The following is a 25,791-nucleotide window of genomic DNA, read 5'->3' as shown; positions in this document are numbered from 1 at the left end:
GTCCGGCACCTCGCACGCACCCACCCACACGACAGCGCCCGGCCCCGCGCCGAGGCGCCCTGCCGCGCTGCCCACGTCGACTGCCGCGCGGCCCACGTTGAGGAGCCGACCCCATGCACGCCCCCCGCGACCGCACCACCCGGGCGCGAGTCGAGACGTCCGCGGTCTGCACCGCGATCCTGAACCTCCTGCTGCCGCACCGCCGCGCGGCCGAACCCGATCCCGGGACGGGCACCGGCACCGGCACCGAGTCGGCCACCGACTTCCCCGAACAGCTAGACCGGATCGCCGACTTCGTCGACAACGCCGAACCCGTCCTGTTCACCCTCCCCGCCTTCCCGTGCAAATCGCCCAACCCCGCCAAGGTCCTGGGCCGTCTGCCCGACGAGGGCGAGCGCCTCAGCCTGGCCTTCCTCGACCGGTTGTGCGCCTCCATCGAGCGGATCCACCCACCCGGCGCGAGGATGCTGATCTGCTCCGACGGGCACGTCTTCGCCGATCTCATCGGCGTCCCCGACCCGCACATCGACGCCTACACCGACGAACTGCGCGCGATCATCGCCCGCGACACACTGCACCGCCTCGACGTCTTCGACCTGCGCGACGTCCTCGGCGAACGCGACCACGACGACAAGCGCGCCTGGCTGCACGAGCGCCACGCGCCGACCGTCGCCCAGCTGCGTGCCCAAGTACGCACCGACCAGGACACGTTGCGGCTGTACCGGGGGATCACCCGCTTCCTCTTCGAGGACGCCGTCGACTTCCCCGGCACCCGCTCGGCGCTCCAGCGCGACTGCCGCACCCGCGCCTACGGCGTCATCCAACGCAGCCGCGCCTGGAGCGACCTCGTCGCCGAGTACCACCCCCGCTCGGTACGCCTGTCCATCCACCCGCAACGGCGCGGCGCCGACAAGTTCGGCATCCGACTCCTGGACTCGCCCGACGCGTGGACCACCCCCTGGCACTCCACCGTCCTGCGCCGGCCCGACGGCCGTGCCCGCCTGGTCCGCCGCGCCGAGGCCGAGCGCCTGGGCGTACTCGTCCACCGAGACGGGCGACCCAGCCACTTCCGCGAGGAAGACGCCTGAGCGGCCGAGTCGAGCCGCGCCGAGCCTCGTCGGATCGGGGCGGGACGGGCGAGACCGGCGACAACCCCGCCCGGTCGGGGTCGGACGGCGAGGGCGGACCCGGCGCCGCGGTCAGCCGGCGCGGCGGGAGCGGGCCAGAGCCAGCCCACCGAGGACCATTCCGATCAGCCCCACCACCAGGGCCACGAAGGCCCCGCCCAGTCCGTTGCCGGTGCCGATACCGCCGTCGGAGGTGGCCACAACCAGCCCACCGAGGGCCATGGCGATCAGCCCCGCCGCCAGCGCCACGATGGCCCCGTTTCGCCCGGAGCCAGTGCCGGCGCGGAAGCCGGTGCCGGAGCCGGTGCGGACGCGACCGGTGGAGCGGGCCAGAGCCAGCCCACCGATGACCACGCCGGTCAGCCCCAGCAGTGCGGCGACGATGGCCCCGAGTCGCCCGGCGCTCAGGTCGGTGACACCGGCGGCCGACTGCTGGACCGAGACGTGCGCGGCCGCCGGTGCGGCAAGCACAGATCGGACTGACATGAGGTGCTCCTTCTTCTCATCCGACTGGACGTCGCCGATCATGTCGACCGGACCCACCGCCGGGCGTCCAGCGGACGCAGGCAATTCGCGCTGCCGCCGATGCCGTGTCCGGCTACCGCGGACGCCGCAGGAGCCGCATAGGTACCGCGTGTGCGGTAGCCGGCCGATCATCCGCGGGCGGGAGTCGCCCGCAGGCGACATCCGGCTAGGGTGCGCGCATGAGCACAGGACGGTTCGGCGTCGGGGCCGATCTCAGAGACTGGGCGATCGCCGCCGGCGTGGCGGCGACGCTGCTGGTCACCGGGCTGTCCGGGCAGCACTCCGCAACGAACCTCGACCTGCTTGGCTACGCGCTGCTGACGGCCGGCGGCCTGGCGCTGACCGCGCGCCGCCGCGCTCCGGTTCCGGTCCTGACCGTCACCGGGCTGTGCGCGGTGGGTTACCAGGCGGCCGGTTTCGACGTGCCTGCCGTCGCGTACCTGTTCGCCGTGTACGCAGCCGTACGGGCGGGACACCGCACCATCACGGTGGCGGCGAGCGTGACCATGCTGGCAGCTCTCCCGCTCGCGGCCCTGGCCTCGGGCCTGCACGACACGGGCGAGGCGTTCGCGCAGGCCCGAGGGGCCCTTGAGTTGGCCTGGCTGATCGCCGCCGGCGCCGCGGGCGAAGCGCTGCGGCAGGCCGAGCGGCGGGCGGACGAGGCCGAGCGCACCCGGGAGGAGACCGCGCTGCGCCGCGCCGACGAGCAGCGGCTGCACATCGCGCGGGAGCTGCACGATTCGCTCACCCACCAGATCTCGGTGATCAAGGTGCAGTCCGAAGTCGCCGTCCACCTGGCTCGCAAGCGTGGTGAACAGGTGCCGGAGGCCCTGCTGGTGATCCGGGAGGCCGGTCGTGAGGCGACCCGGGAACTGCGGGCGACCCTGGAGGCGCTGCGCGACGACGGCACGACCCCGCCGCGTGGGTTGGACCACGTCCCGGAACTGGTGGAACGGGCCCGCACGACCGGCCTGGACGCGAGTTTGACGATCGAAGGACAGCGACACGACGTGCCGGCCGCGGTGGGCCGGACCGTCTACCGAATCGTTCAGGAGTCGCTCACCAACATCGCCCGTCACGCGGACGCCGCCACGGCGTCGGTCCGGATCGACTGTCGTCCCGACGCCCTCGCGATACGCATCGACGACGACGGCAAAGCCGCGCCGGACACCGCCTCGACGCCCGGCGTCGGGCTGATCGGGATGCGCGAACGCGTCACCGCCCTCGGCGGCCGGTTGCGCGCCGAACCGCGCGGCGAGGGCGGCTTCACCGTCCAGGCCGAACTCCCCGTGGACCGAACGTCGTGATCCGTGTCCTGCTGGTCGACGACCAGCCGCTCCTGCGCAGTGGATTCCGCGCGCTCCTCGACCTCGAAGACGACATCGAGGTGGTGGCCGAGGCCGCCGACGGGAAGGAGGGTGTGGCCCTCGCCAGGGAACATCTGCCCGACGTCGCACTCATCGACATCCAGATGCCGGTCGTCGACGGCATCGAGGCGACCCGGCGCATCGCCGCCGACCCGACCCTGGCCCGGGTGCACGTCGTCATCCTGACCAACTACGGCCTGGACGAATACGTCTTCGACGCGCTGCGCGCCGGCGCTGCCGGATTCCTCGTCAAGGACGTCGTGCCGGAAGACTTCCTGCACGCCGTACGCGTTGCCGCGCGGGGCGACGCGCTGCTCTCACCGTCGATCACCCGCAAGCTGATCGACCGGTACGTTGCCCAACCGCTCCCCTCGGGCGCCGCCGCGGGGCTGAAGGAGCTCACCAACCGCGAACGCGAGGCCGTGGTCCTGGTCGCGCAGGGCCTGTCCAACGACCGGATCGCCGACCACATGGTGATCAGCCCACTGACCGCGAAGACCCACATCAACCGGGCCATGGCCAAGCTCCAGGCCCGTGACCGCGCCCAACTCGTGATCCTCGCCTACGAATCCGGCTTGGTGACCCCACGCAACTCCTGACATCCACGGTCCGGGTGCGGGAAACACCTCTGCCGGCCGTCCGCCATTCACTCGACTTCCGGCACCCGCGGTCGCGGCGGCGGCGCGGGTGTCCGGTGGTCGAAAGCGATCAGGAGATCGCCGGTGAGCGGGTGATCGAGGACGGCGGCGCGGACGCCGAACACCTCGGCGAGCAGGTCGGGGGTGAGCACCTCGCGGGGTGTGCCGGACGCGCGTACCTCGCCGTCGTGCAGCACGTGCAGCCGATCGCAGACCGAGGCCGCGGCGTTGAGGTCGTGCAGGGCGACCAGCGTCGTGCGGTCCTGGGCGCGCAGCAATGCCAGGAGTTCGATCTGGTGTCGCACGTCGAGGTGGTTGGTCGGCTCGTCCAGGACCAGGACATCGGGCTCCTGCGCCAACGCCCGTGCCAGCAGCACCCGTTGACGCTCACCGCCGGAGAGAGTGGAGAACCGGCGGCCCTGGTGCGCTTCCACGCCGGCCTGGACCAGGGCGACGACGACCGCCTCGCGGTCCGCGACGCTGTCGCCGGCGAACGCCCTTTGGTGGGGGGTGCGTCCCATCGCGACGACCTCGCGCACGGTGAAGTCGAAGTCGCTGCCGCGCTCCTGGGGCAGCGCGGCGACGTGTCGCGCCGCGGCCGCGGGGGTCATCGCCCGTAGGTCCCGCTCGGCCAACAGCACGCGCCCGGCCTGCGGCTTCAGGTGCCGGTAGACGGCGCGCAGCAGGGTGGACTTGCCGCTGCCGTTGGGGCCGACGAGGCCGGTGATCTCGCCGGCCCCCGCGACCAGATGGACACCGGCCAGAATGCTGCGGCCGGACAGGGTGACGTGCAGGTCCTCGACGGCGATTCGCATCCGATTTCTTCCATCCTCATCGGGTTTCCAGACGTCGATCCAGCAGGAACAGCAGCACCGGGGCGCCGATGACGGCGGTGACCACACCGATCGGCAACTCCTGGGTGCTCACGGCGGTCCGGGCCAACGTGTCGACCGCCACCAGCAGCACCGCGCCGAACAACGCCGACACCGGAAGCAGCCTGCGGTGATCGCCACCGACCACCATGCGGCAGACGTGCGGGACCATCAGGCCGACGAAGCCGATCGCCCCCGACACCGCCACCAGGACCCCGGTGAGCACACTGGTGACGGCGAACAGTTCACGCCGCAGCCGGGCCACGTCCACACCCAGGCCGGCCGCCGTCTCGTCGCCCATCAGCAGCGCGTTGAGCGCACGCGCGCGGGCCTGCAACACCAGCAGCCCCGACGCGACCGCGGCGGTGGGCAGGGCCAGTTGCTCCCACTGGGCGCCGCTGAGGCTGCCCATCAGCCAGAACAGCACCCCACGCGTCTGCTGTTCGTCACCCGCCTGCAATACCAGGAAGCTGGTGAAGCCGGACAGGAACTGGCCCACCCCGATCCCCGCCAGGACCAGCCGGAGCGGGGAGAAGCCGCCGCCGCGCCGGGCCATCGCCCACACCAACGCGAACGCCGCGAGCGCTCCGGCGAAGGCCGCCGCGGACAGCCCGAGTCCGAGCACGCCGCCGGTGCCCACCCCCAGCACCATGACCGCGATCGCGCCGAGCGACGCGCCGGAGGAGATGCCGAGCAGGTGCGGATCGGCGAGCGGGTTGCGCACCAGCGCCTGCACGGCCGTGCCGACGATGCCCAGGCCGGCGCCGACCACGGCGGCCAACAGCGCGCGTGGTGCCCGGAGTTGCCACACGATCAGGTCGCGTGTGCCGGGCTCCGGCGGCTTGCCGGTGAGGCGCCGGCCGACCACGGACCACACCTCGCCGACGGGGATGTCCACCGACCCCAGGGACACGGCCGCGGTCAGCGCGGCGACCAGGAGCACGCCCAGCACGACGGCCGTCCAGGCGGTGCGCGCCGGGTGCACGCCGTCGGTGGCGTCGGTGCCGTTCGGGGTGCCCGGCGCGGCCGACGTCGTGCCGGCCTCGGGCGCGGGGCGGCGCGTCTTGCGCGCGGATACGGGAGGCACGCGGGCCTACTGCGCGGCCTGGGCGGGCTTGACCAGGTCTGGGTGGATCGTGCTCGCGATCTGCTGGACGGTGTCGGCGTTGCGCACCCCGGCGATGGTGGTCCGCTCGGAGCCGATCCGCACGAACCTGCCGCCCTTGACCGCGTTCAGGCCTTTCGTGGCGTCGAATCCGCGCAGGAATCGCTCGGCCTCGTCGTACGCCTTGGCGTTCGCCTCCGCGCTGCCCTTGTCGCGCACGCCGAGCTGGATCCAGTCCGGGTTCCTGGCGACCACGTCCTCCCACGCGACGGGCTTGTAGTCGCCGTCGCAGTCGGCGAACACGTTGCGCGCGCCGGCCAGGGTGATCACCGCGTTGGCGACCTGCTTGCCGCACACCGCGATCGGCTGCTTGGTGCCGGCGTCGAAGTCGAAGAAGAAGTACGTCGGCCGCCGATCCTGCGGCACCCCGGCGAGCGCGGTCCGGACCGCGCCGAGCTTCTGCTCCATGCCCGCGACCAGTTCGTCGGCCTTGGCGGACGTCCCCGTCACCGCGCCGAGCCCCTTGATGTCGGCCTCGACCTCGGCCAGGTCCTGCTGCGGCCCCGGGCGTTTGGCCGCGCAGGCCGTCGACTTGAGGTAGATGTGCTTGATGCCGGCGGCCGAGAACTCCTTCTCGGACGGCCCCGAGCCCATCGCGCCCATGCCGCCCATGTCGGCGAAGGTGTCGATGTACAGGTCGGCGCCCGAGCCGAGCAGCCGCTCCTTGGGGATCACCATGTCCCCGAGGACTTCGACCCGCTCGGCCCGGGCGGCGAACTGTTCGGGCATCGTGCCCTTGCCCGGCGGGAATCCGGTGCCGACGACGCGATCCCCGGCGCCGAGCCAGAACAGCATCTCCAGGCTGGACGCGTTGCTGGTGACGATCTTCCTCGGCGCCTGGGTGAACGTGGTCTCCGCCCCGGCGCAGTCGGTCACCTTCACCGGGAAGCCCGAAGTCCCCGCCGGCGCGGCACCGGACGCCGCGGTGCCCCCGCCGAGCGTGGCGCCGGACGAACTCTTCGCGTCGTCGCCGCCCCCGCACGCCGTCGCGAACAAAGTCACCGCAGCGGCGACGCCGCACACCACGCGAGAACGCATGGAACCCTCCAAGGACATACCGGATCCACGGCCCGCGAAGGCGGACTCGGATCAGGTAGTCGGGTGCGGCACCGGGAAAGTTCCCGGTCGGCGCGAGCGGGGCGGCCCTCGATCGCGCACGTCGGCGTCACGGCTCCCGGACGATCACGTCCGGGAGGTCTTGCGCGGTTTGGTCACGGCGGAGAAGTTGCCGCAATCGAGTGGACGTGGCTCGCCCGCTGATTGCGCGCGACTCGATCGGGGGATGAATCAACCTGCTGCACAGGCGACTTCTCCGAATGGGAGGGCGAGTGACCGGCGAGCCGAACCTGATTCCCGCCCCACGCCGACTGGAGCCGACCGGGGGCTCGGGGCCGATCGGCGACACGGTGGTGTGCCGCGTCGACCCGCTGCTCGGCCCGGAGGCGTATCGGCTCACCGTGGCGGCCGACCGGGTCGAGATCGTCGGTGGCGACGACGCGGGCGTGTTCTGGGGGCGCCAGACGTTGCGGCAACTGAGCGGCCCGGATGCCTTCCGCCGCGCGCCCCTGAGCCGGGAGCCGGCCGTCGTCCCGTACCTGACCGTCGAGGACGCGCCGCGTTTCGCGTGGCGCGGCTTGATGCTCGATGTCGCACGGCACTTCCTGGCCAAGGACGACGTGCTGCGCTACGTGGACGTGCTGGCCGCGCACAAGCTGAACGTGCTGCACCTGCATCTCACCGACGACCAGGGGTGGCGCGTCGAGATCAAGCGGTATCCGCGGCTGACCGAGGTGGGTGCGTGGCGGCCCCGGACCCGGCTGGGGTGGGGAGAGCCGGAGCTCTGGGACGAGCGTCCGCACGGCGGCTTCTACACCCAGGACGACCTGCGGGAGATCGTCGCCTACGCGGCCGAGCGGCATATCCGGGTCGTCCCCGAGATCGACCTGCCCGGGCATTCGCAAGCGGCCGTCGCGGCGTATCCGGAACTGGGCAACGCCGACGCGGTGGACACCGGCGCGCCGGGGGTGAAGACCGATTGGGGCATCAGCCCCCATGTGTTGGCGCCCACGGACGCGGTGGTGGAGTTCTACGAGGGCGTGTTCACCGAGATCCTGGAGGTGTTTCCAGGCCGGTTCGTGCACATCGGCGGCGACGAGTGCGTCAAGGACCAATGGCGCGAGTCACCCACCGCCCAGGCCCGCATCGCCGAACTGGGAGTCGGGGACGAGGATGGGCTCCAGTCCTGGATGATCCGCCACTTCGACCGCTGGCTGGCCGCACGGGGGCGCCGCCTCATCGGCTGGGACGAGATCCTGCAGGGTGGCCTGGCCCCGGGCGCCGCGGTGATGTGCTGGCGCTGGTACACCGGCGGTGTCGCCGCCGCCGAAGCCGGACACGACGTCGTGATGTGCCCTCAACAGGAGGTCTACCTCGACCACGTCCAGTCGGAGGACGCCGGTGAGCCGGTTCCCTTCGGATGGGTGCACACACTGGAGGACGTCTACCGGTTCGAGCCCGTACCGCCACGGCTGAGCGGCACCCCCCACGCGGCCCATGTGATCGGGACCCAGGCCAACCTGTGGAGTGAAGTCACCGAGAACCGCGCCCGCGTGGACTATCAGGTGTTCCCCCGCCTCGCGGCCTTCGCCGAGGTCGCGTGGTCCACGCTGCCGCACCCGGACAAGCGCGACTTCGGCGACTTCGATCGGCGGATGCACGAAGCGCACTACGCCCGCCTCGACGCACTGGACATCGCCTACCGGCCGCCGACCGGCCCGCACCCCTGGCAGCAACGCCCCGGCATCCCCGGGCGGATGCACCACAAGCCCCGCCGGACGTGGTACATGGCGTGAGAGCGTCCGGCCCATCACCCGTACCACTCCTGCGGATAGGCATCGGCATCGACGTGCGGCCGGCGACGACGAGCGCGCCGCTGCCGGCCCCGATGAGCCGCAGCGCCTCCGAACGCTCCCGCTGGTAGGGTCGCGAGCCGCCAAGGGACCTAGCGTGCGGGGAGTCGTATGAGTACTCAAGGCCAACCGAAGTGGGCCTGGTGGGTGGTCGGGATCCTCATCCCGGTAATCGGCATCGTGGTGACGATCTGGGCGGCCAACCGATCGTCCGATTCGGACGACGGCTCCGGCGGCGCCGCGGCTGTGGGCACCCCCCGGCCGCCTGCCGCCACAGGGCCGGGGACGACCGGACCCGCCCCCGCGTCACCGCCGCTGTCGCGGACGCCCGACGCACCGGCCAAGGTGCCGGCGGACCCCGTCGAGATCACCCTCAAGCCCGGGGCGAACTACCTCGATCTGGACACCGCGCCCCCCATGGCGATGCCATCCGCCAAGAGCGCCGACCTCGTGGTGCTCTTCGCCGTCGGCACCCCCGGACTCGTCACGGAAGGCTCCACGCCAACCCTGGCCGTCCTGCCCGCCGAAGGCCCCGACCCCACGGCGGCGGAATGCGCCGAAGCGGTCGACAAGCGCGGCACCTACCAGACCGGGGACCTCACCCGCGGAGCACGTTTCTGCACGGAGTCCGACGAAGGCCACCTGGCCTATCTCCGGGTCGTCAGCGGCGTGGCCATCGAGGCGCCCGTCCGCTTTCAGGTCACCGTGTGGAAATGACGTGCTCCCTGCCTCGCGGGGCGGGATTCCCTCTTGCGCGGCGACTGAGCGAGTTCGGTGGGTGTCGCGACGGGGCGACGGTCAACCGAGAACCGGTGAACCATTCCGGCCACGGCACTAGCATGAGTGGCGACGTCAGCGGTCTTCCGCTGTGCATCGGCAACGCTAGGGGAGTTTGCGCATGGCGCCTCTCGGTCGGCTGGGTCTGGGCCCGCAGCAGCGTCTGAAGCGGGCGACGAACCGGCTGGAGACGGCCTTCGCCGCCGCGCCTTCGACCGGGAAGCAACTGGAGCGGGCCGCCCGCGACTACGGCGTCGCGCTGCGCCTGGCTCTCGACCTGGAACCGCCGCTGGCGGCCCGCTTGTTCCGCGACTACGACGCCCGCATACCTCCGGAGCACTACCCGTCGGCCTTCGGCCCCAAGGACGCCGGATGGCTGACCGGTCCGGCGACGCGGGACGACCGGCACGTGCAGAGCATCGTGTTCGAGCTGGCGGTCCGGCTGCGGCTCCGGGAGGTCCGGGACCAGGCGCGCGACCGCCTGGCCGATCTGCTCGGCCGTGAGGGGGTCGCCGATCGGCTCGTCGCCCACCTCCGGCGCTGCAAGGATCTCGGGCTGCTCGAGGCGGACACGGTGGCCCGGGCGATGCGGGGACACCTGGCGACCGTACCGTTGAGCCGGGATACCCAGCTGTGGTCCGGGTTCTTCGACCAGTTGTCCGAGGCGCTGCTGCCGGAACTCTGCGAGGTGCACTGCTTTCTCGGGCGCGGGGCGGACGCGGTCCGGCTCGCCGATACCAACGCGCTGCGCCGGCAGGCCCTGGACTGCTGCGCGCGCTCGCCCCGGCTCGCCGATGTGCGGGCCGGACTGGGGCTGGCCCATGGCCTGGGGAACACCGAGGCGGTGCGGAAGCTGGAGGAACACGCCGGCGACCTGCTCTTCGACGAGGGCGAGTACGCGGAGGCGCTGACGTGTTTCGAGGCGGCCGCGCGGCCGGACCGGGCCGGTGAGTGCCACGAGCGGCTCGGCCGGTTCTTCGAGGCGCTGGCCCACTGCCCCGCGGACCGGGCCGAGCGCCTCCTGCGGCTGGTCGGGCTGTGCCGGCCCGAGGTCGACGCGCTGGTCGAGCGGAGGGAGTTCACCGAGGCGGCCCGGAAGGCGAAGGAACTGGCCGACCACCTGGACCGGGCGGCGTCGGCGTCGGACGAGTCGGTCGCGCTGCGGGCCGCCGTCACCGCGGAGGGCAGGCAGCACTTCCGTGCGCTGCTCGCCCGCGCCGAGGTTCTCCCGGAGCAGCAGGCCGTCCTGGCCTCGTGGAGCCGGTTCGAGGAGGAGTCGGGCGAGCCGGCCGAGGCCGCTCGGCGCGCCGCGGAAGGCGGCGACCGCTATCGGGCCCACCGCCTCTACCGCGCTGCCGGGCGCTTCGGGGAGGCCGACCTCGTACTGAAGGACGACGACACGCCCGAGGGCCGCAAGGCCCGCGCCGAGGCACGCAAGTCCGGCGGCGACCTGCTCGGGGCCGCGCGGCTGTACGCGGACGCCGGGGAGCCGGAGGCGGCTGTCGAACTGTTCATCCGGGCAGGGGAGTTCGGCATGGCCGCCGACGGCCTGCTGCGATGGCACGGCGACGCGGCCCTGGAGGATCCACGACTGGCCGACTGCCTACGTCGCTCCGGCCGGGTCGAGGAACTGGTCCGACTGTGCCTCGAAGCGGTGTCGGCCGGCAGCCGACGGACCGCGCTCGTCGAGCAGTTGCGCGGTCTCCGACACCATCCCGCGTTGGCGCCCGCCCTGGCCCCCGAGATCGAGCGCGCCCTGGAAACCCTCGACGGCGCGGTGCGACGGCGCTTCGAGGAGCGGGCGCAGGCGTGGGTGGCGCAGGCCCGGGCCGAGATCGACCGGCGGTACGCCGGGATCTGGGGGCTCGACCTGGGCACGTCCACCTGCGCCGCCGCCATCTACGACACCGAGACCCGGCAATCCGTGCTGTGCCCCTGGAAGGGCCGATCGCACTTCGCCTCGACGCTGAGCCTGGACCGGCAGGGGAACGAACTGGTCGGCCTGGCCGACGACGAGATCCTCGCCGACTGGGTGGTCGGCCACATCGGCGCCTCGAAGCGCGCGATGGGCACGCGGACGGTCTATCGGATCCGCGGCCGCTCCTACCGGCCGCAGGAGGTGGCGGCCCGCCTGATTCGGCACGCCCGCGGGCTCGTGGAGGGGATGCTCGCCACCCGTGTGCGCGAACGGGTCGGCGAGTTGGCCCAGGCCGAGCTGGGCAAGGTGCACGACGACTGGCTGTCCTGGGCGGAGCGCCATCACGACCTGCGGCCGGCCCGGCCGAAGGCCGTCCTGACCATTCCCGCCTACTTCCTCAACAACCAGAAGCACGCCACCCGCGACGCCTGCCGGATCGCCGGCGTGGAGGCGGTACGGCTGATCCACGAGCCGACCGCCGCCTGTATCACCGCCGCACGCGAGCGGCGCCTGACCGGCCGTGTGGGCGTCGTCGACCTCGGCGCCGGCACCCTGGACGCCAGCGCCGTCGAGGTGTCGGGCAACGTCCACGACGTGCAGCAGGTGCTGGGGGACACGCACTACGGCGGCAAGGACTTCGACGCCAACATCAGCCGCGCCCTGGCGGAGCGGCTCAGCCGGGCGGGCATCGACGTACCCGAGAGCGGGGTGGCGCGCCGCCGCCTGGAGGTCGCCGCGGAGTACCTCAAGATCAGCCTGTCGGCGCAGGAGCACGCCGACTACGCGCTGCACGGCCTCGTCGACGGCAAGGACGTGAACCTCGAACTCGGCCGTGCCGAACTGGCCGAGATCCTCGAGGAACCGCTGCGCACCCTGCGCCGGACCTGTGCCGAGTTCAAGCAGTCCCTGAACCGGCAGCCCGATCACCTGGTCCTTGTCGGCGGGCCCATGCTCTCGCCGCTGGTGCGCGAGGTCGTCGAGGAGGTCTTCGGCCGGAAGCGGACCACGGTGTCCGATCCGCGCACGGCCGTGGCCTGCGGCGCCGCGCTCCAGGGCGCCGTGCTCGCCGGCAGCCTCAAGGATCTCCTGCTGCTGGACATCACTCCCTTGCCCCTGGGCATCCGGGTCCTGGACGAGGAGAGGCAGCACGTCCTGTCCACGCTCATCGAGCGGCACACGACCATCCCCGCCACGGGCCGCAAGGAGTTCACCACCATCGGCGACAACCAGGCGGCGGTGCGCATCGAGGTCTACAACGGGCGGCTCGACCCCGCGTCGCGGATCGGGGAGATCCTGCTGGAGGGCATCCCGCCGGCCCCCGCGGGCGTGCCGAAGATCGAGGTGACGTTCGCCATCGACGCGAGCTGCGTCCTGGAGGTGACCGCGCGGGACGAGGGCACCGGGCGGACGAAGACCATCCGGGTGACCGACAGCACGCTGCTGTCCCCGAACGAGCTCGACGACATGACCCGGAGCTACCGGCGCCAGGCCGAGCTGGAGGAACTGCGCAAACGGCTGCGGGAGTCGGTCGACGAGGCCGACGCGAGCGACGGCGAGGCGTCGTGGCGCGAACTGCGGCAACGGCTGGTCGCCTACCGCCCCTCGCAGGCTCCCGCGGACCCCGAGGCCCAGCGGATGCTCGTCGAGATCTTCAACGAGGCCAACGACAGGGAAGTGGAGCTGCTGCTGACCCAGGAGCCGCTGCGCGACCTGGCCGCCAAGGCCCGCGAATACCTGGACCGGGCTCAGGGCGCCGGCGCGACCCACCAGGCACCGGACCAGGACCTGTCCCAGGCCCGGCACCTGGCGGCCGAGCTGGACGGGCTCCTGGACCGGCTGCGCCCGCAGTTGGCGAGGCTGGCGGCGTGGAACGCGCTGCTGGTCGGGTTGGCCACGGCCGAACCGGATCCGTTGCGCCGCTTCCGCAACGCCCACGACGCCGGCGAGTACGCCCGCGCCCTGGCGGCACTGGGCCGATCGACGGCCCCGCTGGAGTCGCCCGAGGACGTCCGACGACAACTGCGCAGCCTGGCCGAGGTCGGGGACGCCGACGGCTACCGCGAGGCGCTGACCGTGCACGCCGGCCGGCTTGCGGCAGTGGTGCTCGACCCGGAGCACCCGGAGGCATTCCTCGCCCGGATCCGGGCGGCGTTGGTGACGGTCACGGGGAAGACGACCGGCAGCGGATTCCTGATCTCGGACCGCCTGGTCGTCACCAACCGGCACCTGCTCCCGGACGGGGACGACGGGTACGACGCCGCGCGGGTCCAGATCGGGGTGGAGGGCATCGGGACGATGGCGGCCGAGCGGGTCTTCCTGCCGGACTCGGGCCGTGGCAACGCGGCGCTGCTGCGGCTGCGCGAGCCGGTGGCCGGGACCGTGCTGCGGCTGGGGCAAGTGAAGCTGCTGGGCATCGGTGACCGGGTATGGGCCGCCGGCCCGCCGCCGCGTGACCTGCTTCGCGGTGTCGTGGACAAGTTCGAGTCGTTTCCCGAGCAGGACCTGCGGCTGTTCAAGACCGGACTGCGGCTGCCGGCCCGGTGCAGCGGCGGCCCGCTCCTGAACGACCTCGGCGAGGCGGTCGGCATCCTCACGATCAGGGCGGACGGCGGTGCCGACGAGGGCACCTTCGCCCTCACCGCCGACGCCCTGACCCCGCTTTTGGCCGCCGCCGGTTTCGAGCTCTGACGCGGGCCCGGTCGAGGCGGGACCGGGGCGCGCGCACGGTTCCTGGAAACCGTCGACGAGGACCGGGACCCAGGCGTGTGACGAGCCGCCGCCGAGGCATCGCGACGGGGTTCACGATTAGGGCGGCCTTCAGTCGCGGATCCTTCTTCGCCGCCCGAGGGACGGCGTCGGCGACGGTGCCGCCGGCCGCGCTCACCCCTCGCGAACGTGAGGTGCTCGGGCTGATGGCTGACGGTCCGTCAGTACGACCAGTTTGCCGACCGTGTGGCCGGCTTCCATGTCCGCGTGGGCGTGGCGGATGTCGTCGAGGCGGTAGGTGTTGACCGGGCCCAGGGTGATGCGGCCCGCGGCGATCTCGTCGAGGAAGCGCTGCAGTACCTCGCCGGGCAGGTCGCCGCTCTCGCCTCCGTAGGCGGTCAGCCGCACGCCCTTGGGCAGGTAGCCGATCGGGTAGAAGTCGTGCACCAGCCACTGGTTGGACAACATCCCGGTGAAGCAGACCGTGCCGTGCACCCGGGTGGCGGCGAGGGTGTCGGGAAGGGTCGGGGTGCCGACCAGTTCCAGGGCGGCGTCCACGCCGTCGGGGAACAGGGCGCGCGCGGCCTCGGCGACGTGGCCGTCGTCGACCAGGACGTGGTCGACGCCCTGCGCCTTGAGCGCGTCGGCCCGTTCGGGTCTGCGGGTGGTCGACAGGACGATCGCGCCGAGATCCTTGGCCAGCGCCGCGGCGGCCAAGCCGACCGAGGACGTCCCGCCGCGGATGAGCAGGCTCTGGCCGGCCGCGAGGTCCAGGCCGGTGGTCAGCGACCCGTACGCGGTCTGCAGCGTCTCGGGGACCGCGCCGATCACCTCCCAGGGCAGCGCCGAGGCGAAGGGGATGACCTGACCCACGGGGACGAGGGTGTACTGGGCGTAGCCGCCGTCGTAGGTGCGGCCCATGTCGCCCATCATCGTCGCGACCTGCCGGCCGGGCGCCAGACCGCTGTTCGCGTCGGCCGGGTCGAGTCCGTCGACGACGCCGACGGCCTCGATGCCCGGCACGCGCGGAAAGGTGACGCCTTCGGCGAGGCCGAGGCGGGTGTGCAGTTCGGAGCGGTTCAGGCCGAACGCCTTGACCGCGATCCGCACCCAGCCCGGCCGGGTCGCCGGGACGGGGCGGTCGGTGACGACCAGGTTCTCCACCGGACCGGGCTCACTCAGAACCACGGCGCGCATCGTTTCGGCCATGACGGCCCTCCCTCGGGGTGCTTGCCGCGGGAGACTACAGGGCCTGGGCGGTCCGATGGACAAGCGACGCGCTGTCGACGGGGTGTGGGGCGAGGGCCGCGTACCCGGTGTCCGGCATGACGGTCGCGCGCACATACACGCACTCCGCCAACTCGTCGCCCCACGCGCGCTCTTCACGTTGGTCGCACGATCCGGCAGGGGCTTCGGAGCGGGCCGACCTCGTCAGAGCTGTCGCCACGTCCACGTCGTCGAAACCTCCAGCGGGTCGATCGGGGTGACGAGCCGCGGCAGGGTGTCGAGGCCGTTCGGCGGCCCCGACTGGGGCTGGACGCACACGGCTTCGGCCCGCTCGTCGTCCACGACCACGCGGGGAGTTCGTCAGTCCGACTTCGACTGGGTGCGTCGGGCGTACGCGCGGGCGGCGCGGGCGCGGTCGCCGCAGCGAGTGGAGCACCAGTGGCGGCGGCCGTGGCGCAGCAGGTAGCGGTTGCAGGGGGTGGAACCGCAGGTGGTGAGGCGGTCGGCGTCGGGGCCGGTGAGGAGGTCGGCCGCGTTCGCCGCAAGGGTCGCGAGCGCGCGGTCGAGGATCTCGGTGGTGGGGCACGGCGCCGCGCGATAGGGGCCGTTCTTCTCGTCCCAGTGCAGCAGTGCGGCCGTTGGGGCCCTGCTCAGCGCGTCATTGACGGCGGACAGCGCCGTGGGCAGGGCGGGCAGCCCGGCGACACGGGCGGCGAACAACGACTTGAGGTGCTCGCGCAGCGAGCGCAGCTGCGTCGTGCACATCTCCTGCACCCCGGCATCGGCCGGAGCGAGGTCACGTGCGGTGAGCCACTGATTCGTCGCCTCGGGGGTGCCGAGGAGATCGATGAACTGCCCTCCGGGCAGCGCGATGGCGCTGTTGGCGAAGTCGAGGGCGAGGTACTCCTCCGCTCCTGGCGCGGGCGGCGGCACAGACTCGGTGGTCAGGGTCTCGCTCATGGTTCTCATGGTACGGCTTGCACTCGTCCGTGAGACACCGCTACCGTTCTTCACGGATAAACCCCTTCTCATCCGTGAGGTGTTTGGATGGCCAGTACCGGCACGACCAGTGAGCAGATACCCGTGCGCGTCTTCGGCGGCCCGACCGCCCTCTTCGAATACGGCGGCCTGCGATTCTTGACCGACCCGACCTTCGACGCTCCCGGCGACTACGAGGTGCCGGGCGGCAGGCTGACCAAGACGGCGCCCTCCTCCGGCACACCGGCCGACCTCGGCCGCGTCGACGTGGTGCTGCTCTCCCACGACGAGCACCCCGACAACCTCGACAACTCCGGCCGAGCACTCCTCGCCGACGTCCCGCTCACCCTCACCACCCCCGGCGGCGGGCAGCGTCTCGGAGGCAGGGCCAAGGGGCTGGCCGACTGGGAGGCGATCGAGCTCGACCGCCCCGGCGGCGGCACGATCACTGTGACGGGCGTGCCCGCCATCCACGGCCCCGGGGCCCGCGAAGAGGTCGAACCGATCACCGGCCAGGTCGTCGGCTTCGTCCTGACCGGGGAGGGCCTGCCCACGGTCTACGTCAGCGGCGACAACGCCTCGCTCGACCTGGTCAAGGAGATCGCCGAACACTTCGGCCCGGTCGACACCGCCATCCTCTTCGCCGGGGCTCCCCGCTTCGCCGTCCTCTTCGACGGCGCGCTGATCGTCCTCGACGGCGCCCAGGCCGCCGAGGCTGTCAAGATCCTCGGCGCCCGCCGGGTGGTTCCCGTCCACTACGACAGTTGGGCCCACTTCACCGAGGGCCGTGACGAACTGGTAGCCGCTTTCACCAACGCCGGACTGGCCGACCGCCTGGACCTGGGCGACCTGGGCTGACCGGACAGTCGCTCGGACGCGCTGGGCCAAGAGCAGGAAATGGCCCTCGTCGCGCAGCGGGTCGTATTCGACGGTGACGATCAGCCACGGGGGCACCGAGGACGGGTCGTCGCCGCGGACGGGGGAGACGCGCGGGTCGGCGGGGTCGACGTCCGGGCCGAGGTAAGGGCGTCCCTGCCCGTCACCCTGGCCGCCGCCGACGGCGCGCCGCCCCTGTTGCCCGCCGCGACCCCGGAACATACCGACCCCGCCGACCAGTTCGCCTTCGACCTGGACATCGCCATCGCCATCGCCTCGGGAACCGCGCGGCGGGCCGGGCGATGTGTCGGGACTTCGGTAGTGGATCTTCCTCTCCAAAACGTTCACAGTCTGTACATGGCATCAGGTTCGACATTTTCCGGGCGTCGATGGACCAATCGTTACGAAAGAGGGCAGTGGGAGCTCCGCGAGAGCCTCTGCTCCAAGATCGCCGAACTCGAGGCACTGCTCAAGAGCAAGACGACGCAGGTCCCGCTTCCGGCGCGGACACAGCTGCTCGCGGAGCAGGCACTCAAGTCCTTGGAGGAGGCAACGAGCGCACTGCGCCACGATCACCGCCGGCGACTGCCCACGCAACACCTGGCGGTCGCGCAGACGCGGTACGACGTGGCGTACATCCTCATGGTGCGGCTGTCGTCATTGGACGACGTGAGAGCGATGCTGCCCGGCATGGTGGCCTACATCAGGGAGCATCTGCCGGTCGGCGACGAACGCAGAACGCAGGTCGAGGAGATCTCGCTGGCCGTGCGATCGGGTGGTGTCCTCGACGACGTGCAGCGTGAGGTGCTCGTCGACGCGTCCACGATCGCCCATCAGGCGCACCTGAGAGAGAAGCTCAGGGTGCGCAGCTTCGCCAACATCGTCTTCGGGGTGTCGGCCGTCCTGGCCGTCATCGCCTTCCTGGTCGCCGCGTTCACCGCCGTCTCGCCGGAGACGGTGCCCCTGTGTTTCGACCCCGAAGGCATCGGGATCGTCTGCCCCACGGCGAGCGCACCGGTCGATCGGGACCAGATGGCGGGCAACGTCGACGAGCTCTACGCGAGCGTCGCGTCCGCTTGGGACTACCCCGTGGTCGAGTTCGTCGGGCTCGTGGCCGCCGCCGTGGCGGCGGCCGCCTCGCTGCGACGGATCAGGGGCACCTCGACCCCGTACAACGTTCCCGTGGCCTTGGCGCTGATCAAACTGCCGACCGGCGCGCTGACCGCCGTGCTCGGACTGCTCCTGATGCGCGGCGAGTTCGTGCCCGGATTGAGCGCCCTCAACTCGTCGGCCCAGATCATCGCGTGGGCCGTCATCTTCGGGTACGCCCAGCAGCTCTTCACCAGGTTCGTCGACAATCAGGCGCAGGCCGTCCTCAACTCGGTCGGAGGACCGAACGGCGCGGCCAAACCCGTCCGCGCTGCGCCGACTCAGCCCGGCTGACCGGGATTCGGGCGCGTACCACGATCGGCGCAGCGTTCGGAACACGGGTGTGCGCGTCGCCGATGGATGCCGCCCCCGAGATGTCCGCCGAATCGCCCCGTCACCCCCTCGCGGGTCACTCCTCGAGGCGTGCCGTTGACGTGCGGTTCGTACCGCCTTGTGTTCCGCTGGGACGGGCGCGAGCGATCGCAATCGAACCGAACGCGCGACGCCCGTGGTCGCGCCGAGCGACCGAAACCGCGCCACGCGAAGGAGCCGACATGCCCGGCGACATCACTCAACCCTGCGACTTCACCATCCACAGGCCCACGATCAAACGCGGTTCGACGGGGGACGCGGTCAAACAGGAGCAGTGCTACCTCAACCACTCGTTGACCGGGACCAAACTCCTCGAAGACGGGGTGTTCGGGCCGGTGACCGATGCCGCCACGCGCAGGTTTCAAACGTGCGCGAAGATCGGGATCGACGGCATCTGCGGCCCGCAGACCTGGTCGTTCCTGACGTTCTGGGCCAACTCGCCGGGCTTCGTCTGCTGAGCCCGTCGCACGCGCGTCGAACGGGTAGGGGGTGAACGGCGGTTGGTATCCCAACCGCCGTTCACCCGTGTACTCAGACCCGTACCGGTACCGGTGCCGACTTGGCGACGATCAGCCGCTGCCCGACGTTGATCAGGTTCGGGTCGGGAATCCCGTTCCACGCGACGAGTTGCTCGATCGTCGTTCCGAACCTGCGGGCGATGGCCGTGAGCGTGTCACCGGACTTCACCGTGTAGAGGGTGTTGTGCGGTGTGTCGGACTCGTTGACGATGAGTTTCTGCCCGACGTCGATCAGGTCCGGGTTGGGAATCTTGTTCCAGGAGACGAGTTGCTCGACCGTCGTCCCGAACATGTCGCCGATGGCCGTGAGCGTGTCGCCGGACTGGACCGTGTAGCGCGTGACGTGCAGCGTTTTTGTCGACATATCGGCCACGGTAACCCAGACATCCCCCCATCGCGCGGAGGCGCGCGTCCCGCGCGCGTCGGCGCCATCTCGGCCGCAGGGTCCGGCGGTTGCGCCGAGCACCGCTCCGGCCGGCCGCCTCGATGTCGACCGGGCGCGTCGATTCGAGCCGATGGGACCCGGCTCCGTTCCCATGATCCGCCGCGAGGCGCCCCGATGCCCCCTTCGCGGACGGTGTGGCTCGAAGAAACCGACACGTTGTCCGGAGTCGGGGTCGTTCGGGTACCGGTGGGCGGACCTCGTACCCCTTTTTGGCGGAGTGGTGACGTTCTCGCCGAAGGGCCCAGCCGGTCGTCACAGCCGGCCGGGCCCTTTGTGCGCGGGCGCAGGCAGTGCGCGCCGGGCGATGTTCAGCCGTCGCTCGGGGCCAGGGGGTGGCGCCGGGCCGAAAGGGTGAGCGCCAGTACCCACGGCCGGTCGGAGAGGGCGCCGATGTCGTCCGCGGAGAGGGTGGCGGTGGCCACCGTGCGGTCCCCCTCCGGGGGTTCGACTCCGTGGCCGCGCAGGATGTCGTGCTCGGGGCCCCTCGCGGGACCGGTCAGCCGAATGATCACCGGCAGGACGCGCGTGCCCGGGTCGCCGTCGGCGTCGATGGCTTGCGCGAGGGGGGCATCGAGCTTGGCGTAGTCCATTTGTCGAGTGTCGCACCGACCGGCAGCCGTCGAAGGGCCACAGGTCGGTGCGACGACGTCACGCGTGGTTGCGCACAGGTCTCACAGGTCCAACAGGTCCAACAGGTCTCACAGGTCGGTGGCGTCGATCAGGCCGTTGCCCCACTTGGGGTCGAAGTCGCCGGGCGCACCGCCCGGGATGTGGGCCTTGGCGCGCAGGATCGTCATGAGCTTCTCGGGGTCGAGGCTTGGCTCGCGTTCCAGGAGCAGCGCGGTGAGTCCGGCGACGAAGGGACTCGCCATGCTGGTGCCCTGGAGGGCGAGGTGTTTGCTGTCGACGACGAACTTCGCGGGCATGTCCTCGGTGTCCCGAGAGAAAGCCGAGATGATCATCGCGCCGGGGGCGGTGATGTCGGGTTTGGCGACACCGTCGCGGCGAGGGCCCTCGCTGCTGAAGGACGCGATGTCGTCCTCCTGGAGCCAGGTCGCCTCACGGGCGGTGCCGCCGGCGTCCGTCCACCGGATCCGCGTGGCGTAACAGGCGACAGTGACGGCGGAGGTCGCGGCCCCGGGTGAGCCGACCTTCATCGAGTCGTGCACCCTGGGTCCGCTGAACTGCACCGGGTGATCGCCGCCGAGAATCCAGGCGTCGACCCGGCCTTGGCCGCCCGTGGCACCGCGCAACACCAGCAGCCACGGCCCGCTCCCGAGCGCCTCGCCGTCCTTGCTCTGCACCGTGACGAAGAAGTTGAGGTCGCCGTTGACCGGGTCGGGGCCGGGCGTGGTGATCTCGACCAGGCCCTCGGGCAGGATGTGCCGACTGGTCGGCCGTCCCGTGGTCTTGACCGGTTGAAACGGTGTCGTGGCGCCGTTGGGGGAGACCACGGCGACCTCGATCCGGTCGCTCGGGGGGTACCACCCGTTGACCGCGAACACCGGGGAGTTCCCGGGATGGCAGGGAATCGACCTGGTGGCGCCCTTCGGTACGGTGAGCTGGACGTGGATGTCGTCGTCGCCCTCGTTGCCCGCCGCGCAGCACACGATTCGGCCGGGCCCGACCTCCTCCTCGATCGCCTGCGACATCGCGTCGGTACCGTCGTGGGGGTCGAAGTGGCCGCCCAGGCTCAGGTTCAGCACCACGGGCAGGTCCAGTTCGCGCCCCACCCGGAAGATGTACTGGATGCCGTCGATGATGTGGGCGTCGTCGAAATCGGTCTTCACCATGACGATGCGCGCGCCGGGGGCGACCCCGTCGACGCCGGCGGCGATGCCCGCGACGTGAGTGCCGTGTCCCTCGGTGTCCCGGGACAGGATCTGCGCGTTGCCGGGAAACTCCTTGCCGTATCGACCCTCGGGAACCCCGGACCCGCCGAGGATCGTCTGATCCCACACGCGTTCGATCCGTCCGGCGAAGTCCGGGTGGCGTGGGTCGATGCCGGTGTCGACGATGCCGACGAGCACTCCCTGACCGGTCAGGTTCGTGGCGTTGCGGAACACGGTCACGCCGGTCTTGCGCTGCGCGACGTCGAGAAGGGGACGCATGCGGTAGGCCGGGACGATGCGGCGGATCCCGGGGTGCGCCGCGACGCGGTCGAGTGCGCCGATCTCGACGAGAGCGGTGCGCACCGCCCGGCCGCCCTCGTTCAGTTCCACGCCCTCGCCGGCGAGGTCCTCGAGCGAGGCGTCCGGCTCGCATTCGAGCTTGACCACGACGCGCACCGGCTTGGCTCGTTGACGTGCCGAGACGAGCCCCGACATGACGGCCGTACGTACCAGCGGGCCCGGCCGCCGCTCCTCCTCGAGATACCGGTCGTAGGTCGCGGCCAAGGACGGAGCAAGTTTGCCGAAGTCCATGCTTCGTTTCCCTTCGAGGTTGCGACGAGGCACGGCATACCCATCCGAATCAGGCCTCGATGCCGAGCCGTGACCAGCTTCGAGCACTCGAAAAGCCCACCATGTGCGCGGCCGGCCGAAGCTGCCGAAGTTCACCCGTACGGGCGCGCCTTGCCGGCGGAGCCGGGGTCGGGATCGTGGCGGTGCGCGCGCAACCGTCGGCCGGCGGCGGCGGGTGGACGCGCCGCCGGCGTGATCCGGACAACTTTCGTCGTGGCGTGCGGACGAGATGACCGGTTCGGGTGGGTCGGGGCGGGGTGCCGGCGGTGTCGACGACGAGCGCCAACGGCCTTGCGTGGCACGGGTGGACGGCGATGGGGAAGGGGTATCGACGGCCGCTTTTGGCAACTGTCCGTAAATACGCTTTCACTCAGCGCTTCCTTTGGAAAGGCTTACCTGTGTTGGCAACCCGCCAACCAACATCTTGGGAGGATCGATGTCAGAACCTGTCGAAGTCACCGACCGCGGCGCAAGCCGCAAACTCACCACCATCGGCGCGGGTCTCGTGGCGAGCGCTCTGCTCGGTGCGATCGCCCTCGCCCCGACGGCCGACGCCTCGGTGGCGGACTCCTGTCCGAGGAACACCGTGTGCGTCTACACCGGGGAGGATCGCACCGGGACGCGCACCGTCATCCCGGCGCGGGTCGTCGAGGAAACCGGCGACATCGGGTACACGGTGGCCCAACCCGTGCGATCGCTGGCCAACCGGACCGGGTTCGACCTGCTCGCCGGCACGAGTCGACCCGCCATCTGTATCCGATTCCCCTGCTACCAGTACGAGTTACGCGAGCGAGTCCTCGCTGGCTGGGACGCGATGGGCCTCGTGGACACCGGGAGCGAACCCCTGGTGATCGGCGTGGACTTCGGCCCCTGATGTAGCCGGCCGACACGTGAACGGTGAGCCCCCGGACCCCGCCGGTGCGGGCAAGCGGGCCCACCGAAACACCCGGCAGGGGGCACGGCGTGACGGGCATCCACACGAACACCCGTCACGCCGGCCCCCTGCGCGGTGGTCGCCCGCGCCGACCAGGGGAGATGCCATCAGCGAAGACACACGCGAGCCCGTTCCGGACCCGGAACCCTTCCGGCAACCGGCCGCGTCCAGGGCGGACTGAAGCGACGCTCGTTGGCCCGGCTCCGGGGGTGGGTCGAGGTCCATGTGGACCTCATCCGCCTCGGGGCCGGGACCTGAGTGGCGACCGTGGTTCAGTCGTGTTCGACCCGGTGGTTCAGGTGACCGGCTTGGGCGGGAATACCCAGACGCGCTCATTGGTGGCTACGACGCCGTAGCCACCTGTGGCCACCTGGGGGATCAGCTCGCCGGCGGGACCGGGGTCGGCGAGGACGGACTTGTCCGCGGCGGACAGTACGAGGGCCTCGCGGATCGTGACGCGCTCCGACATCGACGTCGAGGCGTCCGCCGCCGCGTAGGCCGCGCCGTTGACGATCTGCCAGACCACCACCGGCCGCTCGCTCGGCGTCTGCTGCCAAAGGATCGTCCCGGAGGTGACCTGCCAGGCCAGGGCGTGCGGGCCGCCCTGGTCCCGGTTGGACAGGTACAGGACCGCGCCGTCGGGGGCGAGGTGGTACGCGAAGTCGGCGCTCTGTACCCGCGGGGCCGGGCCGGGCGTCGCGAGCCGCCCTGTGACCGGGTCGTACAGGCCGAGCAGCATCGGGCCGCGTCCCATGGTGACGCTGCCGTTGCTCGTCTCGTTCGTGTACCAGCCGAGCAGGATCTTGTCCCCGACCGGGCCGAGCACCACGGCGCGTTCTTGGCGGTCCCTGGCCTGCGCGTCCGTCGGGGTACCCGGCGGGGCGGTGACGGTCGCCGTCGACCACCTGCGCTGCCCGGTGGCGGCGTCGGTCGCCACGACGTGGCCGACGAGGGCCGCCTTGTCGTACTCGATCGTGAACACCGTCCCAAGGGCGAAGGAGCCGGCCGCCCCCCGGGCGAAGTCGCCGGGGTCCGAACAGCCCTTGTCACGGTCGCCGCACGTGACCACCGGCGGGCCGAAGTCCGGGGTGTCGGCGGTCCGGGCCCAGACGTGCTGCTTCCCGTCCGGTCCGGCGCCGCGGCGAATCACCCAGCCGTCCGAGACGATCTCCTTGTACGAGTAGTCGGCGGCCATGGTCAGGTCGACCACGGCGATCCGACGGCCCTGCTCGTCAAAGGCCGTGACGAGCAGCGAACTGCGCTCGGCGGTGAGACCGGACGCCGGCACCTTGCGTTCCTCGCGCGTGACCAGGGCAGGCATGCCACGCCACGTCTCGACGGAGACGATGCCCTTCAGGCTCACAGTGGCGCGCAGGGCACCGGCCCTGGCGTCGTGGAACCACGCCACCTTGTCGGTCCCCGCCCCGCCCGGCGTTGTGGCCTGCTCGTGGACGATCACGACGCCACCGCCGACGACGCGTACGGCGTCCCGGGAGTTACGGACGCCGGTTTCGCTCTTGTCCCTCGGGGCGGACCAGGCCGGTGTGCCGGCCAGCCCGGGCAGCGCGGGCCCGGTCCAGGGGACCTGCCCACCCTTCGCGCCCTGCTCCGGCCCGACCGCCGCGTCCGGGCGCGGCGCACCCCTTCCCCCGCCGTCGTCCGAGCATCCGACCAGCACCGTCAGGAGTGCGGCCGACACAGCCGCCAGCCCTCCCAGCCGCCGTGTTTTCGCCATGCTTGTACTGAGCCCCGATCCGTGTGGTAACCGCAGGATGATAGGGACCGAGAGGCGAATCCAGACACCCCTCCACGGTATTTGGATGAGCCTCGCGCCTTGCGGCTACACGATGAGCACAGCGATGGCCCGGCCGTGGTCGGTGTCAGCTGGGGGCGTCGGGTTCAGGCGGCTTGGCGGGCGACTTGGATGTCCAGGGCGGCGCGGAGCCAGTCGTGGGCGGCGCCGGCGGTGGGGGCCGATGGGCCGGACAGTTCGGCGGCGAGTTGCCAGTAGTGGTCGATGCGGGGGTCCGCCGCGAGCTGATCGCTGAGCCTGCGGCGGAAGGTGGGGGTGTCGCGCGTGCCGCCGGCGCAGGCATAGGCGGACACGAAGGAGTCGAGCGCCTCGCCCTCGTGCGGTGGCCGCCGGGACCGCAGTTCCGATGACGCCAGCGCGTACGTCTCGCCGAGCCCGTCGTAGAGCACCTCCGGACGGTAGCCCCCGTCGGGCCGGTGCGCCGCGGGCTGACCGCGTTCGGTGCCGACGCAGTCGCCGGAGACGAAGGCGTGCAGTCGGGCGAAGGCCAATACCTGAGCCGGGGTCGGATCCGCGGGCGGCTGCGGAACCGCCTGTTCGAGGACTGCGGAGACCACCCGTGCCGGCAGCCGCGCGGGCAACCAGCGCCGCCAGAAGCGCGCCAGCGCGGCGGTATCGGGCGGTGCGGAAACGGCGCCGATCAGACGCAGCCGATCCGCGCGTTCCTCGGGCGCGCAGTCCCGGAGCAGCCCGAGGGCGGCCTCCCGCCAGCGCAGGGCGGCCAGTCGCGAGCCGACCTCCCGCAACTGCCCCGCGATGACGTCCTCCAGCGCGTCCTGCCGGTCGAGGACCCGGCCCACGTCCGGCACCGGCAGGTCGAGGGCGCGCAGGGAGCGGATCAGGCGGAGCCGGTCGAGCGCGTCGGGGCCGTACCGGCGGTGGCCACCGGCGCTGCGGGCGGCTTCGGGCAGCAGGCCGCGATCCGAGTAGAAGCGGACGGTCTTGACGGTGACGCCCGCATGCCCGGCGAGCTCTCCGATGCTCCACAGGCCGTCGTCGGCCAAGGCTTGAAC

At 71.6% G+C, this 25,791-nt stretch carries 20 protein-coding genes and 2 pseudogenes; 9 read left to right on the top strand and 13 right to left on the bottom strand.

Going from position 1 to position 25,791, the window contains the following annotated elements:
• Positions 1-113 precede the first annotated feature (113 nt).
• Positions 114-1,088 (top strand): isocyanide synthase family protein, encoded by a 975-nt coding sequence (locus tag OG928_RS36385; RefSeq protein ID WP_331766268.1) that lies wholly within the window; start codon positions 114-116, stop codon positions 1,086-1,088.
• Positions 1,089-1,199: 111 nt separating this feature from the next.
• On the opposite strand, the gene OG928_RS36380 is transcribed toward OG928_RS36385, so the two are convergent.
• Positions 1,200-1,613 carry a DUF6223 family protein gene (locus OG928_RS36380; RefSeq protein ID WP_331766267.1) on the bottom strand — a complete coding sequence of 138 codons (414 nt, stop codon included), beginning with the start codon at positions 1,611-1,613 and terminating at the stop codon, positions 1,200-1,202.
• A gap of 218 nt (positions 1,614-1,831) precedes the next feature.
• Here OG928_RS36380 and OG928_RS36375 point away from each other — a divergent pair, with 218 nt between their 5' ends.
• Together OG928_RS36375 and OG928_RS36370 are read left to right on the top strand one after the other, a co-directional pair.
• Positions 1,832-2,959, top strand: coding sequence for a histidine kinase (locus tag OG928_RS36375; RefSeq protein WP_331766266.1), 1,128 nt, complete (start codon positions 1,832-1,834; stop codon positions 2,957-2,959).
• A complete protein-coding gene (locus tag OG928_RS36370) occupies positions 2,956-3,618 on the top strand; it encodes a response regulator transcription factor (protein ID WP_331766265.1) in 663 nt (220 codons plus the stop codon). The genes OG928_RS36375 and OG928_RS36370 overlap by 4 nt, the downstream gene beginning before the upstream one ends.
• Before the next feature lie 47 nt (positions 3,619-3,665).
• Here OG928_RS36370 and OG928_RS36365 read toward each other — a convergent pair whose 3' ends face one another.
• From OG928_RS36365 to OG928_RS36355, 3 genes are all read right to left on the bottom strand, one after another.
• Positions 3,666-4,472 carry an ABC transporter ATP-binding protein gene (locus tag OG928_RS36365; protein ID WP_331766264.1) on the bottom strand — a complete coding sequence of 269 codons (807 nt, stop codon included), beginning with the start codon at positions 4,470-4,472 and terminating at the stop codon, positions 3,666-3,668.
• 16 nt (positions 4,473-4,488) lie between these two features.
• Positions 4,489-5,514: an iron ABC transporter permease gene (locus OG928_RS36360; RefSeq protein ID WP_331768238.1), complete on the bottom strand. Its 1,026-nt coding sequence runs from the start codon at positions 5,512-5,514 to the stop codon at positions 4,489-4,491.
• 108 nt (positions 5,515-5,622) lie between these two features.
• A complete protein-coding gene (locus OG928_RS36355) occupies positions 5,623-6,732 on the bottom strand; it encodes an ABC transporter substrate-binding protein (RefSeq protein ID WP_331766263.1) in 1,110 nt (369 codons plus the stop codon).
• 290 nt (positions 6,733-7,022) lie between these two features.
• Here OG928_RS36355 and OG928_RS36350 point away from each other — a divergent pair, with 290 nt between their 5' ends.
• The 3 genes from OG928_RS36350 (at position 7,023) to OG928_RS36340 (ending at position 13,986) form a co-directional block, all read left to right on the top strand.
• The gene (locus OG928_RS36350) at positions 7,023-8,546 is read left to right on the top strand and encodes a beta-N-acetylhexosaminidase (RefSeq protein WP_406291542.1); all 1,524 of its coding nucleotides are present in this window, start codon (positions 7,023-7,025) and stop codon (positions 8,544-8,546) included.
• Positions 8,547-8,714: 168 nt separating this feature from the next.
• Positions 8,715-9,320, top strand: a complete 606-nt coding sequence (locus tag OG928_RS36345) for a hypothetical protein (RefSeq protein WP_331766262.1) — start codon at positions 8,715-8,717, stop codon at positions 9,318-9,320.
• A 181-nt stretch (positions 9,321-9,501) separates the two neighbouring features.
• Positions 9,502-13,986, top strand: a complete 4,485-nt coding sequence (locus OG928_RS36340) for an Hsp70 family protein (protein WP_331766261.1) — start codon at positions 9,502-9,504, stop codon at positions 13,984-13,986.
• 192 nt (positions 13,987-14,178) lie between these two features.
• On the opposite strand, the gene OG928_RS36335 is transcribed toward OG928_RS36340, so the two are convergent.
• The 3 genes and pseudogenes from OG928_RS36335 to OG928_RS36325 form a co-directional block, all read right to left on the bottom strand.
• Positions 14,179-15,201 carry a zinc-binding dehydrogenase gene (locus tag OG928_RS36335; RefSeq protein WP_331768236.1) on the bottom strand — a complete coding sequence of 341 codons (1,023 nt, stop codon included), beginning with the start codon at positions 15,199-15,201 and terminating at the stop codon, positions 14,179-14,181.
• A gap of 234 nt (positions 15,202-15,435) precedes the next feature.
• Positions 15,436-15,591, bottom strand: a pseudogene (locus OG928_RS36330) (aldose 1-epimerase); the annotation flags it as partial.
• Positions 15,592-16,200 carry an ABATE domain-containing protein gene (locus tag OG928_RS36325; protein WP_331766259.1) on the bottom strand — a complete coding sequence of 203 codons (609 nt, stop codon included), beginning with the start codon at positions 16,198-16,200 and terminating at the stop codon, positions 15,592-15,594.
• Between the two features lie 78 nt (positions 16,201-16,278).
• On the opposite strand from OG928_RS36325, the gene OG928_RS36320 reads away from it, so the two are divergent.
• Positions 16,279-17,067: an MBL fold metallo-hydrolase gene (locus OG928_RS36320; RefSeq protein WP_331766258.1), complete on the top strand. Its 789-nt coding sequence runs from the start codon at positions 16,279-16,281 to the stop codon at positions 17,065-17,067.
• 51 nt (positions 17,068-17,118) lie between these two features.
• On the opposite strand, the pseudogene OG928_RS36315 reads toward OG928_RS36320, so the two are convergent.
• Positions 17,119-17,307, bottom strand: a pseudogene (locus OG928_RS36315) (alpha/beta hydrolase fold domain-containing protein); the annotation flags it as partial.
• Between the two features lie 1,481 nt (positions 17,308-18,788).
• Here OG928_RS36315 and OG928_RS36310 point away from each other — a divergent pair.
• Entirely contained in the window at positions 18,789-19,064 is a 276-nt protein-coding gene (locus tag OG928_RS36310; protein WP_331766256.1) for a peptidoglycan-binding domain-containing protein, read from the top strand.
• Positions 19,065-19,137: 73 nt separating this feature from the next.
• Here the strand turns inward: OG928_RS36310 and OG928_RS36305 are convergent, their stop codons facing one another.
• The 3 genes from OG928_RS36305 to OG928_RS36295 form a co-directional block, all read right to left on the bottom strand.
• A complete protein-coding gene (locus OG928_RS36305; protein WP_331766255.1) occupies positions 19,138-19,488 on the bottom strand; it encodes a LysM peptidoglycan-binding domain-containing protein in 351 nt (116 codons plus the stop codon).
• Positions 19,489-19,877: 389 nt separating this feature from the next.
• On the bottom strand, positions 19,878-20,159 hold the full coding sequence (locus OG928_RS36300) for a hypothetical protein (protein WP_331766254.1): 282 nt from the start codon (positions 20,157-20,159) through the stop codon (positions 19,878-19,880).
• Positions 20,160-20,267: 108 nt separating this feature from the next.
• Positions 20,268-21,992 carry a S8 family peptidase gene (locus OG928_RS36295; RefSeq protein WP_331766253.1) on the bottom strand — a complete coding sequence of 575 codons (1,725 nt, stop codon included), beginning with the start codon at positions 21,990-21,992 and terminating at the stop codon, positions 20,268-20,270.
• A 475-nt stretch (positions 21,993-22,467) separates the two neighbouring features.
• On the opposite strand from OG928_RS36295, the gene OG928_RS36290 reads away from it, so the two are divergent.
• Entirely contained in the window at positions 22,468-22,905 is a 438-nt protein-coding gene (locus OG928_RS36290) for a peptidase inhibitor family I36 protein (protein ID WP_331766252.1), read from the top strand.
• A gap of 355 nt (positions 22,906-23,260) precedes the next feature.
• Here the strand turns inward: OG928_RS36290 and OG928_RS36285 are convergent, their stop codons facing one another.
• Both OG928_RS36285 and OG928_RS36280 read right to left on the bottom strand, forming a co-directional pair.
• Entirely contained in the window at positions 23,261-24,664 is a 1,404-nt protein-coding gene (locus tag OG928_RS36285; RefSeq protein WP_331766251.1) for a hypothetical protein, read from the bottom strand.
• Between the two features lie 200 nt (positions 24,665-24,864).
• On the bottom strand, positions 24,865-25,782 hold the full coding sequence (locus OG928_RS36280) for a MerR family transcriptional regulator (RefSeq protein WP_331766250.1): 918 nt from the start codon (positions 25,780-25,782) through the stop codon (positions 24,865-24,867).
• Between the last annotated feature and the right edge of the window lie 9 nt (positions 25,783-25,791).

The sequence above is a fragment of the Embleya sp. NBC_00896 genome (genome assembly GCF_045207785.1).
GTDB lineage: Bacteria > Actinomycetota > Actinomycetes > Streptomycetales > Streptomycetaceae > Embleya.
Note: the sequence above shows the minus strand (reverse complement) of the source record. Positions and strands in the feature narration are given on the sequence as shown.

Coding starts and splice junctions, on each gene's coding strand:
- OG928_RS36385 (WP_331766268.1), top strand. CDS start 114: ATGCACGCCCCCCGCGACCGCACCACCCGGGCGCGAGTCGAGACGTCC.
- OG928_RS36380 (WP_331766267.1), bottom strand. CDS start 1,613: ATGTCAGTCCGATCTGTGCTTGCCGCACCGGCGGCCGCGCACGTCTCG.
- OG928_RS36375 (WP_331766266.1), top strand. CDS start 1,832: ATGAGCACAGGACGGTTCGGCGTCGGGGCCGATCTCAGAGACTGGGCG.
- OG928_RS36365 (WP_331766264.1), bottom strand. CDS start 4,472: ATGCGAATCGCCGTCGAGGACCTGCACGTCACCCTGTCCGGCCGCAGC.
- OG928_RS36355 (WP_331766263.1), bottom strand. CDS start 6,732: ATGCGTTCTCGCGTGGTGTGCGGCGTCGCCGCTGCGGTGACTTTGTTC.
- OG928_RS36345 (WP_331766262.1), top strand. CDS start 8,715: ATGAGTACTCAAGGCCAACCGAAGTGGGCCTGGTGGGTGGTCGGGATC.
- OG928_RS36340 (WP_331766261.1), top strand. CDS start 9,502: ATGGCGCCTCTCGGTCGGCTGGGTCTGGGCCCGCAGCAGCGTCTGAAG.
- OG928_RS36335 (WP_331768236.1), bottom strand. CDS start 15,201: ATGCGCGCCGTGGTTCTGAGTGAGCCCGGTCCGGTGGAGAACCTGGTC.
- OG928_RS36325 (WP_331766259.1), bottom strand. CDS start 16,200: ATGAGAACCATGAGCGAGACCCTGACCACCGAGTCTGTGCCGCCGCCC.
- OG928_RS36320 (WP_331766258.1), top strand. CDS start 16,279: ATGGCCAGTACCGGCACGACCAGTGAGCAGATACCCGTGCGCGTCTTC.
- OG928_RS36310 (WP_331766256.1), top strand. CDS start 18,789: ATGCCCGGCGACATCACTCAACCCTGCGACTTCACCATCCACAGGCCC.
- OG928_RS36305 (WP_331766255.1), bottom strand. CDS start 19,488: ATGTCGACAAAAACGCTGCACGTCACGCGCTACACGGTCCAGTCCGGC.
- OG928_RS36300 (WP_331766254.1), bottom strand. CDS start 20,159: ATGGACTACGCCAAGCTCGATGCCCCCCTCGCGCAAGCCATCGACGCC.
- OG928_RS36295 (WP_331766253.1), bottom strand. CDS start 21,992: ATGGACTTCGGCAAACTTGCTCCGTCCTTGGCCGCGACCTACGACCGG.
- OG928_RS36290 (WP_331766252.1), top strand. CDS start 22,468: ATGTCAGAACCTGTCGAAGTCACCGACCGCGGCGCAAGCCGCAAACTC.